Annotated in this window: 14 protein-coding genes; 10 read left to right on the top strand and 4 right to left on the bottom strand. The window is 35.7% G+C overall.

Features of this window, described 5'->3' with window-relative positions; all coding sequences use genetic code 11:
- Position 1 precedes the first annotated feature (1 nt).
- Both NSS71_RS15480 and NSS71_RS15475 read right to left on the bottom strand, forming a co-directional pair.
- Positions 2-598 carry a hypothetical protein gene (locus tag NSS71_RS15480; protein WP_053215765.1) on the bottom strand — a complete coding sequence of 199 codons (597 nt, stop codon included), beginning with the start codon at positions 596-598 and terminating at the stop codon, positions 2-4.
- A gap of 124 nt (positions 599-722) precedes the next feature.
- Complete coding sequence (locus NSS71_RS15475; RefSeq protein WP_047943856.1) at positions 723-1,433, bottom strand: GntR family transcriptional regulator; 711 nt, start codon at positions 1,431-1,433, stop codon at positions 723-725.
- A 198-nt stretch (positions 1,434-1,631) separates the two neighbouring features.
- On the opposite strand from NSS71_RS15475, the gene bglA reads away from it, so the two are divergent.
- Complete coding sequence (bglA, locus tag NSS71_RS15470) at positions 1,632-3,071, top strand: 6-phospho-beta-glucosidase BglA (RefSeq protein ID WP_047943857.1); 1,440 nt, start codon at positions 1,632-1,634, stop codon at positions 3,069-3,071.
- A 99-nt stretch (positions 3,072-3,170) separates the two neighbouring features.
- Here the strand turns inward: bglA and pepF are convergent, their stop codons facing one another.
- On the bottom strand, positions 3,171-4,982 hold the full coding sequence (gene pepF, locus NSS71_RS15465) for an oligoendopeptidase F (protein WP_047943858.1): 1,812 nt from the start codon (positions 4,980-4,982) through the stop codon (positions 3,171-3,173).
- Between the two features lie 257 nt (positions 4,983-5,239).
- Here pepF and NSS71_RS15460 point away from each other — a divergent pair, with 257 nt between their 5' ends.
- From NSS71_RS15460 to NSS71_RS15435, 6 genes are all read left to right on the top strand, one after another.
- Positions 5,240-5,758 (top strand): VanZ family protein, encoded by a 519-nt coding sequence (locus NSS71_RS15460; RefSeq protein ID WP_053215766.1) that lies wholly within the window; start codon positions 5,240-5,242, stop codon positions 5,756-5,758.
- 30 nt (positions 5,759-5,788) lie between these two features.
- Positions 5,789-6,364 (top strand): GNAT family N-acetyltransferase, encoded by a 576-nt coding sequence (locus NSS71_RS15455; protein WP_047943859.1) that lies wholly within the window; start codon positions 5,789-5,791, stop codon positions 6,362-6,364.
- A 185-nt stretch (positions 6,365-6,549) separates the two neighbouring features.
- The gene (locus NSS71_RS15450) at positions 6,550-6,729 is read left to right on the top strand and encodes a hypothetical protein (protein WP_144544645.1); all 180 of its coding nucleotides are present in this window, start codon (positions 6,550-6,552) and stop codon (positions 6,727-6,729) included.
- Positions 6,730-7,007: 278 nt separating this feature from the next.
- Complete coding sequence (locus NSS71_RS15445) at positions 7,008-7,583, top strand: hypothetical protein (RefSeq protein ID WP_047943860.1); 576 nt, start codon at positions 7,008-7,010, stop codon at positions 7,581-7,583.
- Positions 7,584-7,782: 199 nt separating this feature from the next.
- Positions 7,783-7,908: a hypothetical protein gene (locus NSS71_RS15440; RefSeq protein WP_268874806.1), complete on the top strand. Its 126-nt coding sequence runs from the start codon at positions 7,783-7,785 to the stop codon at positions 7,906-7,908.
- A 242-nt stretch (positions 7,909-8,150) separates the two neighbouring features.
- Complete coding sequence (locus NSS71_RS15435) at positions 8,151-9,002, top strand: HAD family hydrolase (RefSeq protein ID WP_047943861.1); 852 nt, start codon at positions 8,151-8,153, stop codon at positions 9,000-9,002.
- A gap of 232 nt (positions 9,003-9,234) precedes the next feature.
- Here NSS71_RS15435 and NSS71_RS15430 read toward each other — a convergent pair whose 3' ends face one another.
- Entirely contained in the window at positions 9,235-9,546 is a 312-nt protein-coding gene (locus NSS71_RS15430; protein WP_047943862.1) for a hypothetical protein, read from the bottom strand.
- A 230-nt stretch (positions 9,547-9,776) separates the two neighbouring features.
- On the opposite strand from NSS71_RS15430, the gene NSS71_RS15425 reads away from it, so the two are divergent.
- From NSS71_RS15425 to NSS71_RS15415, 3 genes are all read left to right on the top strand, one after another.
- Complete coding sequence (locus NSS71_RS15425) at positions 9,777-11,120, top strand: UDP-glucose dehydrogenase family protein (protein ID WP_061798082.1); 1,344 nt, start codon at positions 9,777-9,779, stop codon at positions 11,118-11,120.
- Positions 11,121-11,367: 247 nt separating this feature from the next.
- Positions 11,368-14,496, top strand: a complete 3,129-nt coding sequence (locus NSS71_RS15420; RefSeq protein WP_047943864.1) for an alpha-mannosidase — start codon at positions 11,368-11,370, stop codon at positions 14,494-14,496.
- A 110-nt stretch (positions 14,497-14,606) separates the two neighbouring features.
- Positions 14,607-15,596, top strand: coding sequence for an FUSC family protein (locus NSS71_RS15415; protein ID WP_061798080.1), 990 nt, complete (start codon positions 14,607-14,609; stop codon positions 15,594-15,596).
- The last annotated feature ends 1 nt before the right edge of the window (position 15,597 follow it).

Genomic DNA, 15,597 nt, shown 5'->3' with positions numbered 1-15,597 from the left:
TTTATTGATCTACTGCGTTAATAGGAGATGAATTACTTTGCAAGTTTTCTCTCTCTTTTAAAAGTAAAAAGCTTATAAAGATTGTATTAACCAATCCTATTATTCCATAACACCATATCGGCATTCTGAGAGCTTCATACCATAACATGTTAATAAAGTATACACCAATAGCTATTAACAACGAATTACTTATCAAAGTTAATAGGGCTTTTTTTACAATGAAAAATGAATATAGTCTCCAAATAGCAATAATTAGCGCAGCAATACTTGTCATAGTCAAAGACATTAACGCAATAGAGCGTACGTTTTGTTCTTGATGAAACACTTCTGCTGTAAAAAAGAATTTTGTAAATATATTGGTGAGAAAATAAAAACTTGTTAGATAAATAGAACTAGCCAAAAAGGAGATAGGTATCCATTTCAAATATATAAAAATGGCGTTTTTACTCCTGTTTGACGGTTTTCTTTTTTCCTGAATGGTTTCAGCAATTGATGTCACAACTATAATGAATACTAATAAATATAAATCGTGTAATGGGAGTTTTCCTTTAAAGATGTCCATTAAGAAAAGAAAAGCATCCTTTAATTCCATTAACATTATCTATTCCAACCTTTCAATTATGTACTACCTGTTATACGAAAGGAAATATAGGAATGTTTCAATAATTATATATTTTTTCAGATTTAGGAAACTTTTCCTGATTAGCTATATGTTACCTCAGTTAAAAGAAATGACTATTTGCCTGGATAAAAAATTGGGATTGTTCATAGTTATAGGTAACTTTTGAAAAGTCAAAAGGCTGCCCATTAGTTAGATGAAAAATGCTCTCTACCAATAATTTAGGATTATCTTTTTCTAATCCCAAATAAGCAGCTTCTTCTTCCGTTAATTTCCCTACATGTAAATACACATCTGAAAAGCCTACTTTTAGCCCTAAGCCTTTTGTTATGTAATGAAAAATAGATTCCGCTACGATTTCTTTATTTAAATACGTAATGAAGGCTTTATTATACCAAGATTCCTCTAAACAAAGAGTTTGGCCGTTAATATAGCGAATTCTCTTTACGTAATAAACCTCCTCGTGAAGCTCCATATTTAAATTTAGGGCAATTTCCTCAGTCGGTTTTCTTATCTCTAATTCGATTATTTTGGAGGTTAGAGTATAATCCTCTAAATCTGTTTTAAATCCTTGATTGGAAAGCAAGCTGATATAGCCTTTTCGATTCTGTCGTCTTACAAAAATTCCACTGCCTCTTACTTGAAAAATGATTCCCCTTTTTTCAAGAAGCTCAAGCGTTTTCGTAATCGTACTTTTACTAACCTCGAATTGCTTCATTAATGTCTCAATAACTGGCAGCTTACTGCCTTGCTTTAAGCCATGCTCTTCAATATATTTTTCTATTTCTTCTGCGATTTGCTGGTATTTTAACATAATATATACCTCGATTATCTTAAACGTTATAGCTGGATTATAGCATATATAGGAAAAAAACTCATTTGGATTAATTAGGTATAAAAATATTATATTGTATTTATCATATTGTACCGGTACAATTATAATATAAGTGTAATCTAAAAAATAATGTAAAGGAAAAGACAATTTAATAGTATAAAAAGGAGGAAAATAAGGATGAGCAAAATGCCGAAAGATTTTTTATGGGGTGGAGCATTAGCTGCACATCAATTTGAAGGTGGTTGGAATCAAGGCGGTAAAGGTCCAAGTGTAGTAGATGTTATGACAGCAGGTGCTCATGGAGTACCTAGGAAAATAACAGACTTGATTGAAGAAAATCAATTTTATCCAAATCATGAAGCAATTGATTTTTACCATCGTTACAAAGAGGATATTGCCTTGTTTGCTGAAATGGGGTTAAAGTGTTTACGAACTTCCATTGGCTGGAGCAGAATTTTTCCAAAAGGGGATGAATTAGAACCGAATGAAGAAGGACTGCGCTTCTATGACCAAGTATTTGATGAATTACTTAAATACGGAATACAGCCAGTTATTACCTTATCCCATTTTGAAATGCCGTTACATCTAGCAAGAGAATATGGCGGTTTTAGAAATAGAAAAGTAGTTGATTGTTTTGTCCGCTTTGCCGAAGCATGCTTCCATCGATATAAAGACAAAGTAAAATACTGGATGACTTTTAATGAAATCAACAATCAAATGGATGTTTCTAATCCGCTCTTTTTGTGGACAAATTCTGGAGTAACCGTCAAAGAAGGAGAAAATGCGAAAGAAGTGATGTATCAAACTGCTCATCATGAGCTAGTTGCAAGTGCATTAGCTGTGTCTATTGGCAAAAAAATAAATCCTGATTTCCAAATTGGAGCAATGGTTTCCCATATTCCTATCTATCCATTTTCTTCTAATCCAGAAGATGTGATGCTAGCGGAAGAAGAAATGAGACAAAGATATTTCTTCCCAGATGTGCAAGTTCGTGGATATTATCCTAGTTATGCCTTAAAGGAATTTAAGCGAGAAGGCTATTCGATTACAATGAAGCCAGAGGATGCTGAGATTTTACGCAATGGGACAGTTGATTATTTAGGATTTAGCTACTATATGTCCACTACCGTAAAGAGCGATGTGAAAAATAATAATACAGGGGATATTGTAAATGGCGCCTTGCCAAATGCGGTTGAAAATCCGTACATCAAAGCAAGCGATTGGGGCTGGTCCATTGATCCGACAGGTCTGCGCTATGTGTTAAATCGTCTATATGACCGCTATCAAATACCTTTATTTATTGTAGAAAATGGATTTGGCGCTATTGATACTGTCGAAGCTGATGGCTCTATTCATGACAAGGAAAGAATTGCCTACTTAAAGGCGCATATTGAAGCATTAGAGAAAGCGGTAATGTATGATGGAGTAGATTTGATTGGATATACGCCATGGGGAATTATTGATATTGTTTCCTTTACAACAGGAGAAATGAAAAAACGCTATGGAATGATTTATGTAGATCGAGATAATCAAGGGAAAGGAACCATGAGCCGTTCGAAAAAAGACTCCTTTTATTGGTATCAGGAAGTGATTAAGTCAAACGGGGAAAAGCTGTAATAGAAAAAGGAAGGGGATGTTTTCCTCTTCCTTTCTTTGTATTGTATACTTGATTTTTAATGAAATTTACTATTTTGCGAGAAATAAATTTAGTATTTTTTAATTATAGCTTGCTTCTAATTCATCTATTAAGCTTCCAACATAGGCAATTGCTTTTCGGATTGGCTCAGGGGTGGACATATCTACATTTGCTAGTTTCATTAAATCGAATGGTTTTAAAGTGCCGCCGGCTTTTAAAACTTTTAGCCATCGCTCAACAGCAGGCTGTCCTTCTTCCTCAATCATTGCTGATACGGCAGTTGAAGCTGTAAGCCCAGCGGAGTACGTATATGGGTAAAGACCCATATAATAATGGGGTTGGCGCATCCATGTTAGGCCTGCTGCTTCATCTATTTCCACACTGTCTCCCCAGAATGATTTTAAGACATCGATATTTTGTTCACATAATACTTTAGCTGTAATCGGAGTTCCTTGTTCTGCTAAGTCATAAACTTTTCTTTGGAGTGCCCCTTCTAAAATATGGGTAACAAAATTATGATAATACGTTCCTAGTGATTGGAGAATTACCCATCTTCTAATTTGATTGTTTGAAGATTGTTTCATAATATACTTGCTCAAAAGCATTTCGTTCATGGTGGATGGAGCTTCAATAAAGTATCGAGATGGACGGGTATTTGAAATAATTTGATTTTTGCCAGCAAGAGCAAAATGTCCAGCATGTCCAAGTTCATGTGCTAAGGTAAACGTATTACGCATTGAGTTATGCCATGTCATTAAAATGTATGGATGTACTCCATACGGGCTGGAGCAGAAGGCACCTGATCGTTTTCCATGGTTATCTGCTAAGTCTACCCAGCGGTCTTTTAAGCCTTTTTCCATTATTTCCATATATTCTGGTCCCATAATATTAAGCGCTTCTAAGATAAGCTTGGAAGCTTCCTCGTACGTAATTTTAGGATCATAGGATGTGTCGAGCGGAGCCTTTAAATCACAATAATGGATTTTTTCTAAACCTAATACACGCTCTTTTAATTTGGCGAATCTGCGCATATGTGGAGCCAATTCTGTAAGAATGGTATCCAATTGGTTATGGTACATTTCTTTTGTGACTTGTTGTTCTTGTAAAAGCATGTCTGTTACAGATTCATAGTTTCGTAAACGAGATTCTATTATTTGTTTTTTAACTTCTGTTCCATAGGTAGCCGCATATGTATTTTTATAACGGTTAAGGCCAGCCGAAAAGGCTTCATATGCTTTTCTTCTTACTTCTTTATCTGCCGATTCTTCGTACTTTTCGAAAGAATTAAATGTCAAAGGATATTCTGTCCCGTCACTTGTTATAAAGGAGGAAAACTCCATATCTGATGTTTTACTTCTTTGATAAATCATATAAGGAGAACGCTGGATTTCACCAAATGCTGCTAATACTTCCTCTGCTTCAGGTGTTAACATATGTGGCTTCAAATCCATTAAGTCCGTTAGTGTTTTGGAAAAAAGCTGTAGTTCTTCTTCCTCGTTCAGGTATGTATTTATTTTATCGTTTGCAAGCGTAAGAATCTCTGAATTAATAAAAGAAAGGCTTGAGCTTACTTTTGCATAGAGGGAAGAAACAATTGCATCGTTCTCTTGATTGGAAGGATTAGATCCGTCTGCAGATTGATTAAGGTTTGCATAAGTGAGAACTCTCACTAATCTTTCATCCAATGCATCTCGAGCTTTTAGACAATCTAGCAAGATTTTAGCGTTTTGGTGAAGCTTCCCTTTAAATTGTGTCACAGTAGGAATATCTTCTTCAATCGCTTCTACTTCCCTTTTCCAATCAGCTTCGCTTTCGAACAAATCGCGCAAATTCCAGGTTTGTTCGAAAGGAACTTCGGAACGATAAAGTGTTTTTTCCATTTCTTTATTCATAAACATTCTCCTCTGTCACCTATTTATTTCGTTTTTCGAAACGATTAGTTTGATTATACAATAAAAAATTGAACTATAGGAATATTTTGTTTATTATATTTTTTAATGATAATTTGTAGAAGATAAAGATAAAAAACTACGCTTCTTATGATAAATAATTGTATAATGGTTAAAACTCACCATTTCACCAAATTTTACATTTTAAGGTAAAAGAATGACCGCTGAAATTGGAATAAACAAAAAGGAATGAAAAGAAATTGCCCTTAAAGTTTTCACGAAAAAAAAGATTTTATTTATTATTTTTTATCTGCATTGTCTCCATGTTTATCATTTTTATGTTCTCCCATATGCCGTATGAAGAACAGGATATTAAGCCATTTTTACGAGATAAGATAGACCTGACAAATGTTCCATTCCCCTCTATAACATTTGAGTATGATGGCCAGATTATCTCTTCGGATTCTGACCCATATGGTTTTATCGAATTTTTATTTCGAAAAGCAGGGCATGTAATTGGTTATTGCCTCTTAACTTTGCTGTTATTTCTCACCCTGATGCAAACGAAAATCAAACGACCATGGGTGTATCTATTAAGTGGTGCTCTTTCTATTGCTTATGCATTAACAGATGAGTGGCACCAAAGCTTTGTTCCCGGAAGAACAGGCCATTGGCAAGACGCCATCATTATCGACGGAACTGGCGTTATATTAGGATTAGTCATTGGTTTTATAGGTACTATATTTTTTAAAAAGAGGAAAACGAAGGGAAGGTTTTAGGGATTCCTAAAGAAAGGAGAAGTGAAGTGATTGTACCAAGATAAAGAATTAACAGTAAGACCGATTAAGGAGGAAGATCTTTATCAGCTTTGGACACTGGCATTTAAAGAAGAAAATCCTGAATGGAAAAAATGGGATGCTCCGTATTATGCACATAAAGCATTAAGTTATGAAGGATTCTTAAAAACTCAAAAAGAGCGCTTCTTAGAAAGAGATGATTACTGGGCAATTGTTGTAGGGGAAGAACTAATAGGAACGGTTGGCTACTACTGGGAACATGAACCGTCCAAATGGTTAGAGATGGGAATAGTTATCTATAATCCAAACTACTGGAGTGGTGGATATGGAACGCGGGTATTGAAGCTATGGATCGACCATTTATTTAAGACTTTGCCATTAGTTCGAGTTGGATATACAACATGGTCAGGGAATGAGCGAATGATAAAGGTAGGAGAAAAGCTGGGCATGACAATGGAAGGACGCATGAGAAAGTGCCGCTACTATAACGGTGTATATTATGACTCCATACGGATGGGGATATTAAGAGAAGAATGGGAAGCATTTATAGACGGAAACAAATCAAATGCTGGAAAGATAAATAAATAAAAACAGTGCAAAGGAATATTATGTTAGGTAAAAGTAATATGAAAATTAAGTTCTCGTACTCATGCTTAACATATATTTTATTAGTATAATAGTAGAAAATCAGGAATAAAAGGGTAAATTGTATAGAAGTTACAGCATCACCGGAATTAAGTAGGCGTGGAAAATAACTGAATGGAGTGAGGTCCATGAAGAAAGAGGTTGGATACGTATTTTTCTGCCAGCATTGTGGATTGCCTCAACGTATTCCAGCGTTTGTGCTAAAAACATACTTATGTGATGACATCGTAAAACAATTCTATTGCAATAATTGCAGCCGAGAAAATCTAATTCCTTCTTATATAAAAAAGCTGAAATCAGAATTATAGAACAAGGTCAAGTGATGCACTTGGCCTTTTTTTCTAAGAAATTATAGGTGCTTCTGCATCCACTCTTCTTAGAATCATTTCAAGCTGTGGAAAATTGAAAGAGCCTTTTCTATTTTTTATGAGTAATTACTAATAAATTGTACAAACTATTTAAAGTAGAGAAATAACTCAAGGTCATAAGTAGACAAAAACAGGTCTCTTTAACTCCGATTATTGGAGATTCTTAAACGTGCCTCTCCCTTCAATAATGGAAATTTTTTAAGGAGGAGATGAATAAAATGAACTACAAGGAATATTGGGATAAAATTAATGAAATAAATGGACAATTACATTCATTATATTCTTCCTATTGGGATAAATATTCAGATTTTTCTACATGGCAGTTTTGGATCATTCTTCTATCTTTATTAGTACCATTAATCATATTATATTTTATGGTAGACAGAAGGAGATTATTTGAAATATTATTCTTTGGCTATACTGTTCATCTACTTTGGGCATACATAGACCTTGCACTGAGTAGAACTAATTTCTTAACACATACCCACTTTCTTACACCGGTGCTTCCTAATGCATTAAATATTACAGGTTCCTTTCTGCCAGTAGGGTTTATGCTAGTGTATCAATATGCAACGAATCGCAAGAAAAACTTTTATATCCTAACCGTGTTATTGAGTGCTGTGTATACTTTTATATGCGCTAATATTGAAAAATCAATGGGCTTGGTAACGTTTCATGGAGGAATTAACGTTATTCATTTATTCCTTTTGGATTTATTTATTGTATTTGTAGCATATTGGTTTACTAGGTTATTGTTGAAATTTAGAATCCTCAAGAAAGACGAGCAGCAATAGCGTTTATTACTAGCGTGTATTTAAAAGGCACATGCTAGTTTTTTTTGCGTTCCAGAAGAAGGTAGGAAAGTGAAAAATCGAGAATTGCAGGAAAAACGCTATGGAAAAACTAAGATGTACTCCAAATAGAAGGGAGAAGCGAAAAAAGTGGCGTTCATTACCAAGATGAAAGCCAAAATAGAAGGGAGAAGCGAAAAAAGTGGCGTTCATTACCAAGATGAAAGCCAAAATGGAAGGGAGAAGCGAAAAAAGTGGCGTTCATTACCAAGATGAAAGCCAAAATGGAAGGGAGAAGCGAAAAAAGTGGCGTTCATCAGCAAAATGAAAGCTGAAACGGAAGGGAGAAGTGAAAAAAAGTGGCATTCATCAGCAAGATGAAAGCCAAAAAGGAAAGAAAATGCAAACAAAAAAGCATTCATTGCAAAGTTGAAACCAAAAATCATCGAAGAGCTAAAAAGAGTTAACAGCTAATCTCTCCTCACCTTCGAGGAAAACAAACAATGCATTTGAGGGAAAACGTAACGAGGTGTATACTTGCCAATGAAGAGTGTTAAAGGGGGAATTATTTTGTTACAAAAGCCAAAGGCTATTTTTCTTGATATGGATGGTACTATTTTAAATCACCAGAATCAAGTAAGCGTGAAGACAAAGGAGATTATTGATGATCTACGCAAGGATGGTCTATTCGTATTTATAGCTACAGGAAGATCTTTTGATGAAATTGAATCCGTCGTGCCAGAAGGATTTAAAGTGGATGGATATGTTACTTCAAACGGCATGGCTGGTTACATAGGAAAGGAACCTATTTTTCAGCATACTCTACCTTTAGAACTAGTCGAAACAATTATTAAAAAGGCAAGAGAGAATAAAGTATATTATGAGTTATTTCCATATGGGGACTCTCGAATGACATTAAGTCAGGATAAAGAATATGTTATACAAGAGATCAGAGAACCGAAACCAGAAAGCGTAGGTATTAATGAATGGCTTTCTCGAAAAGAAGCTATCAGTAGAAAGATTGCTTGGAAGGACACGATTGAAGGCAAAGAGTTTTCCAAGTTCTATTTTTTTGCTCGAACAAAAGAACATATTAATCAATGGAAACAGGTGCTAGAAGACTTAAGAAAAGAAATCGACTTTACAGCATCTACTTCATCTGCACATAATGTGGAAGTAATGGTTGCTAACGTAAATAAAGCCACTGGTATTAAAGAGATGTTAGAAAGATTTAATCTTTCAGCAGAGGAGACTATGGGAATTGGCGATAGTGATAACGATATCCAAATGCTTCAATTTGTTTCTATGCCGGTTGCTATGCAGAATGCTCCAGACCATATTAAAGAATTGGCAGCAGAAGTAACAGATTTAAGCTGTGATGAAGATGGCGTTTGTCATTTCTTAACAACTCGATTCAAATAACAGATACGGTTCACCATACTTATTCTTTGTTATTGTAAGTGAAAATCAAAACTTCCTTAAGGGACATCAGTCTAGTATTAGTGAGGATAATAGTAAAGGAAACAAGCGGAATAAAGAGCAAAGTGATAAAACAGAAGACGAAAGATAGTCAGCTTTTTAAGAAGCTGGCTTTCTTTCGTTACTCCTTCCTTAAAAACTTTCGATTACAATTTTTAATAAAAGTTAAAGTAAGTTATTTATTTGCAGCAATGCTATATGAGTCAGACCGTTTGGAAAACTTTTTAATTAGCTCAAGAATGAAGTAGTTAATCCATGTAATAACAGGAATGAAAAGTGGCAGCAAGGATAGAGGCGAATGACCAAAACCAAATAATCTCACTTCTTCATTAGAAATATATATAATCCATGTCGTACCTGCTAACACAACGCTATTCCCACAGAATGCAACGAATAGTGCCACCCATTTCTTCTGTGTTTTTGTGAGTGTAAAAATAGAGAGGACTGCAGAAAACAATAAAGATATAAATAGTAAGATAATGACCACTGATCCTTCCTCCATTCCTATTTTAGCTATAGTTTAGCATAAATTTCCTATTTTTACCTCTTATGATTAGTTGGGAAATTTACATTCCTTTACCAAAAATATAAAAAGAATAAGCGATGAAATAATCAACCATTATACTAACTATATTCCTATTTAAATCTTCCGACTTTTTATTTTAATAACGGATTTTGGCCGTCTTTGTAATCTTTTACATAAGGAGTTTTGTCAAGATGAATATCACAGTGGCAGGTACAGGATATGTTGGATTAGTGACAGGTGTTTGTTTAGCAGAGGTTGGTCACAAGGTAATTTGTGTAGATCAAGACCAAGAGAAAATTGTTCTTCTGAATCTAGGGATTTCGCCTATTTATGAGCCAGAGCTAGATAAACTTATAGAAAAAAATTCACAGGCCGGAAAATTAACTTTTACAACTGACTATAACAAAGCCTATGCGCAATCAGATGTTATTTTCATCGGGGTCGGGACGCCCGAAAATGAAGATGGGTCTGCTAACTTAAACTATGTATTTCAAGTCGCAAAGCAAATTGCCGAAAGTGTAAGGCGTGATTGTTTAATTGTTATTAAATCAACCGTTCCCATCGGGACAAATGACCGTGTTGAAACATACATAAAAAATCACTTAAAACATAAGGTTTCGATAGAGGTTGCCTCTAATCCTGAATTTCTTGCCCAAGGAAGTGCCATTAAAGATACACTGCATGCTTCACGAATTGTCATTGGGGTAGAAAGCGAAAGGGCTAAGAAGATTTTAACTTCTATTTATGAACCTTTTCAACAGCCGATTTTAACAATGAATCGTCGCAGTGCAGAAATGGTAAAATACGCATCGAATGATTTTCTGGCTTTAAAGATTTCTTTTATCAATGACATTGCTAATTTATGTGAATCAGTTGGTGCGAATATTGAGGATGTAACAAGTGGAATGAGTTATGATGAGCGCATTGGGAAAAAATTTTTAAATCCAGGCATTGGGTATGGTGGTTCTTGTTTTCCAAAAGATACGAAAGCCCTGCATTGGCTTGCAGAAGAAGAAGGCTATGTTTTACGGACAGTAAAAGCTGCAATTGAGGTCAATGAGAAGCAAAAATTTAAGCTGATTTCAAAGGCGCGGAATGAATTTTCCTCTTTCAATGGAATGAAAGTAGCAGTACTAGGGCTGACCTTTAAGCCTGGAACAGATGATTTGCGTGAAGCTCCTTCTATTCCCAATGTTCGCATATTATTAAGCGAAGGAGCAAAAGTACATGTCTATGATCCAGTAGGGGGAGATAACTTTAAAAAGCACTTTCCTACAGAGGTAGTCTATGAACAAACACCAGAGAAAGCGCTGGAGGGAGCAGATCTTTGCTTTATCTATACAGAATGGGCTGAAATTAAAGCAATAGATTTAACTATTTTAAAAAACAAAATGAACGTACCATTTATATTTGATGGAAGAAATTGTTTTTCCCTAGAGGAAGCAAGTAAGGCAGGTATTAATTATTTCTCCATTGGCCGACCAGAGGTTAGAGAGATAGAGGTTGAACCGATTAGAAGAGCAGCAGGAAGATAACGGTGTGTGGAATAAGAGAAATAGAATAACAACAAACAAAACTCTTCCTTTCTAAGGAGGGTTTTTGTCTGTTGTATAAAGAATAAGCACGTATGTAAATGATTTAGGACAGGGAGTGTGGCGAATTCAAACAGCTTGATAACCCCATCTCCGCCCCAAACTATTTTTTTGCATTGACTAAAGCTCTTATTGTTAGATAATAAAGATAATCGAAATTTTGAAAATTATCTTAATATGGAGGGCTTTTATGTTCTGGACAGAAAAGAAATTGGATGCACGAATCAAGGAACTAGAAAATTATCGCTATCGAGAATCAATTTCCTTGGACTCCTTTTCGATGCAATTAGATGAAGAAGGAGAGATTGGTGCGAGACCACCAGAAAATGGGGAATGGGCTACTATTCATGTCGGAGATCATTGGGCAGGAAGGGATCATTATGCTTGGTTAAAGACAGAGGTAGCAATCCCTATGAGCTGGAAAGGGAAACAGGTATTGGGCTATTTTGATTTTGGCATAACAGATGGTGGAACGAATTCAGGCTTTGAGTCTCTTTTGTATGTAAATAAGAAAATCTATCAAGGTGTAGATGCGAATCATCGGGAAGTTTTTCTCAAAGAGGAACATTGCGGCACAAATGTCAGCTTGATTTTTCGTTTGTGGTCTGGCTTAGAGGGTGGCGGTAAGCCGCGTATTCAGGAGCATAAGATAAAGAAGGCAGAGATTGCCTGGCTAGACGAAGCAACAGATGATTTATACTATACAGCCAAAGCAATGATCCAAACCATACATATTTTAGATGAAAACAGACCAGAGTATCAGACCATCCTAACAGCATTAAATCGATCATTTTATGAAATAGACTGGACAGAACCAGGATCGGATTTATTTTATCAATCTATTAACAAGGCAAATAACTATTTAAATGCAGCATTAGAAAAGATGGACAAGCATGCAGCTGTAACGATTCATGCAATTGGCCACACCCATATTGATGTTGCTTGGTTATGGCGCTTAAAGCATACTCGAGAAAAAGCGGCACGTTCCTTTTCCACCGTATTGCGTTTAATGGAAAGATATCCAGAATACTTATTTATGCAGTCACAGCCTCAGCTATACGCCTATTTAAAAGAGGATTATCCGGAAATCTATGCCCAGCTGAAAGATAGAGTAGCGGAAGGAAGGTGGGAACCAGAAGGCGGGATGTGGCTGGAGCCTGATTGTAATTTGCCTTCAGGTGAATCTTTTGTTCGTCAATTACTTCATGGAACGAGATTCTTAAAAGAAGAATTTGGAGTAACAAGTAAGTACTTATGGCTGCCAGATGTATTTGGCTATAGCTGGTCATTGCCGCAAATTCTTAAACAAGCAAGAATAGAAACTTTTATGACGACGAAGATTAGCTGGAATCAGTATAATCGGATGCCGCATGATACCTTTCAATGGCGAGGCATTGATGGAACAGAAATTTTGACCCACTTTGTAACTACACCGTATCCGAACAGTAGAGGCTGGGCTTATGATTATAATGGAGAAATGCAGGCAGATGTGGTGCAGGGTGCTTGGGATAATTATAAGGACAAAAATATTACGCAAGATTTACTGTTGTCTTATGGCTATGGAGATGGCGGAGGTGGAGTAAATCGGGATATGCTGGAAATGAGAAGACGTTTTGACCGAATTCCAGGCCTGCCTGCTGTTAAATCAACTAAAGCAGGCGATTATTTTGACTTCCTTCATGAAAAAGTGAAGAATACAGAAGAATATGTTCATACATGGGATGGAGAACTCTATTTAGAATTTCATCGAGGAACCTATACCAGTCAAGCTTATAATAAAAGAAGTAATCGCAAACAGGAATTATTGTACCGGGAGACAGAACTGCTTAGTGTACTAGCTGGTGTATTAGCCTCTGATTGGTCCTTTTATCCGCAGGAAGAGCTGCATAAAGGCTGGACGATTTTATTGCGCAATCAGTTCCATGATATCATTCCAGGGTCTTCGATTCGTGAAGTGTATGAAGACAGCCTATTAGAATATGATGAAGCAGAATCACTGGCTTATGAAGCACAAGAGCAAGTATCAACGAGAATAATCGATTCAGATGTCTCTAATCAGTATACCGTGATAAATGACTCTTCATGGCCGCGTTCCGGATTGGTGGAGGTGCCAGTTAAACTTGGACTAGAAGAGGGAGAATGGTCATCAGAAAATGGAAAAGTACTGCAAGTTGAAAAAGTAAATGGAAAGTGGCTTATATTAGTGGAAGAAGTTCCATCACATGGATTAGCTAATCTTTTATTTAAATCGTCGGAAAATCAAGGTATAAATAAGCAGTCTGCTTTTGTGATAAATAATAATGGGATAGAGACACCTTTTTATCAAATTCTTTGGAATGAAAAGGGACAATTAATTCGTATATTTGATAAAAAAGCACAAAGAGATGTGTTAAAGGAAAATCAGGCAGGAAATATCCTGCAAGTATTTGAAGATAAGCCGTTAAGATGGGAAGCTTGGGACATTGATATTTTTTATCAAGAAAAGCATCAAGAGATTTCTACATTAGAAGAGATAGAAATAATCGAAAACAACTCCTTGCGAGCAGTAATAAAGTTTGTGTGGACATATCACCATTCGAAGGTAGAGCAAGAGGTAATTCTCTATGCTGAAAATCCAAGAATAGACTTTAAAACATTTGTTGATTGGCATGAACAGCATCAGCTATTAAAAGTGGCATTTCCAGTTGAAATTCGTTCCACTCAAGCAACCTATGATATTCAGTTTGGAAATGTACAACGACCAACTCATTGGAATACAAGCTGGGATTATGCAAAGTTTGAAACGGTTGGACACCAATGGGCAGATTTATCCGAGCAAGGTTATGGAATAAGTCTTTTAAATGATTGTAAATATGGCTATGACATCAAAGATTCCGTGATGCGTTTGTCCCTTATTAAGGCAGGTACTTACCCAGATTATTTACAAGATCAAGGAGCACATACATTTACTTATTCTCTTCTGCCACATCAAGGTGACTGGAGAGAAGGGAGAACAGTCCAAGAGGCATGGGATTTAAATCAGCCATTAAAAAGTTTGGCAGGAAAGTTACAATCACAAGATTTTGCTTTATTCCATATAGTGTCTGATCATTGCTTGATCGATGCAGTGAAAAAAGCTGAGGATGGGAATAAAGTCATTGTTCGTTTACATGAATTTATGGGAAAAAGAGGAACAGTAGAATTAACCTCAGATGCTCATGTGAAAAGATGGCAGGAATGTAATCTTCTAGAAGAAACAATTGGAGAAAAACAGGAAAATGAAAGGATAACATTCGCGATAAAGCCCTATGAAATTAAAACTTTTTTAGTAGAAATCTAAAGTGAATGAAAAAGGCAGATCCTAAAGAGAACATACTCTAAGGTCTGCCTTTTGCATGTTTTTTTACAGGAGACTCATACTAAAGTTAAAAACATATAGTGAGGTTTTGTATGAAAATAAATAGATGGAATGATAAGACAATATTAATAATGAAAATGGCAATTGGTTCAGCAATTGCCTGGCAGCTTTCCAAGCTTATTGGCTCGAGTCATTCATATTTAGCACCACTTTCACTCATTCTGTGCTTGCAGCCATCACTCGAGCAGTCTGTCCAATTCTCGATTCGGCGGGGCGTTGGGACGATTATTGGGGTGTTAATGACTATATTTTTTATTCAATATGTACCGCTAACAGGCTGGATATTAGGGATATTTCTATTTGCAGGTACCGGCATTGCCCTGATATTCGGATTAAACACAGTTATCATCCATCAAGTTGCCCTGTCCATTTTATTAGTATTTGCATTAGAAAAGCACGCTGGGAATTATGGATTGGATCGAATTGTGGATACAGTACTAGGAGGGATTCTTGCTATTTTTCTTCAATTATTTATTTTCCCGCCAAACGTGTTAAATAGGACGGCTGTCATAAATTATGCTGAAAAATATGATCATTTACTTACATATGTTTCTTCTTGGATAGCATCAGACTTTAATAAGCAACAGGCTGATGAGGTAGACAGACTAAATAAGAAATTACTTCAAACAATTCAAGAAATCGACAAAAACCTACTAACAGCAACTAAAAATATAAAATACACTGTGTACAATAGAAGAGGCTTAAAGAAAACAATAAATACCCATTCCAAAAATTTAGCTGTATTAAAGGAATGTCATTCCTATTTAATTAATATTATAGCTATCCTAAAGGAATGGAATAAGGCTGGTGGAATGTCTTTACTCGAAAAGGATCAGCTTTTGAGACAATTAAATTTAATAGGAAAAGTATTTAGAGTGCAACTCACAAATGAAGCGAGTCAGAAAGAGAAGGAGAATAGTAATGTGTTTATTCTCCAAAATCCATTCCTTTTCGAAGTAGATTGCTATAGAGGTGCTCTTTATGTAGAGATAAGAAAACTTGCTGCTGCAGCCACTAAATAGA

This window comes from Niallia sp. FSL W8-0951 (assembly GCF_038006525.1).
GTDB classification, from domain to species: domain Bacteria; phylum Bacillota; class Bacilli; order Bacillales; family Cytobacillaceae; genus Niallia; species Niallia circulans.
The sequence above is the reverse complement of the archived record's forward strand: the minus strand, read 5'-3'. Positions and strand labels throughout refer to the sequence as shown.

Coding starts and splice junctions, on each gene's coding strand:
- NSS71_RS15480 (WP_053215765.1), bottom strand. CDS start 598: ATGTTAATGGAATTAAAGGATGCTTTTCTTTTCTTAATGGACATCTTT.
- NSS71_RS15475 (WP_047943856.1), bottom strand. CDS start 1,433: ATGTTAAAATACCAGCAAATCGCAGAAGAAATAGAAAAATATATTGAA.
- bglA (WP_047943857.1), top strand. CDS start 1,632: ATGAGCAAAATGCCGAAAGATTTTTTATGGGGTGGAGCATTAGCTGCA.
- pepF (WP_047943858.1), bottom strand. CDS start 4,982: ATGAATAAAGAAATGGAAAAAACACTTTATCGTTCCGAAGTTCCTTTC.
- NSS71_RS15450 (WP_144544645.1), top strand. CDS start 6,550: ATGAAGAAAGAGGTTGGATACGTATTTTTCTGCCAGCATTGTGGATTG.
- NSS71_RS15445 (WP_047943860.1), top strand. CDS start 7,008: ATGAACTACAAGGAATATTGGGATAAAATTAATGAAATAAATGGACAA.
- NSS71_RS15425 (WP_061798082.1), top strand. CDS start 9,777: ATGAATATCACAGTGGCAGGTACAGGATATGTTGGATTAGTGACAGGT.
- NSS71_RS15420 (WP_047943864.1), top strand. CDS start 11,368: ATGTTCTGGACAGAAAAGAAATTGGATGCACGAATCAAGGAACTAGAA.
- NSS71_RS15415 (WP_061798080.1), top strand. CDS start 14,607: ATGAAAATAAATAGATGGAATGATAAGACAATATTAATAATGAAAATG.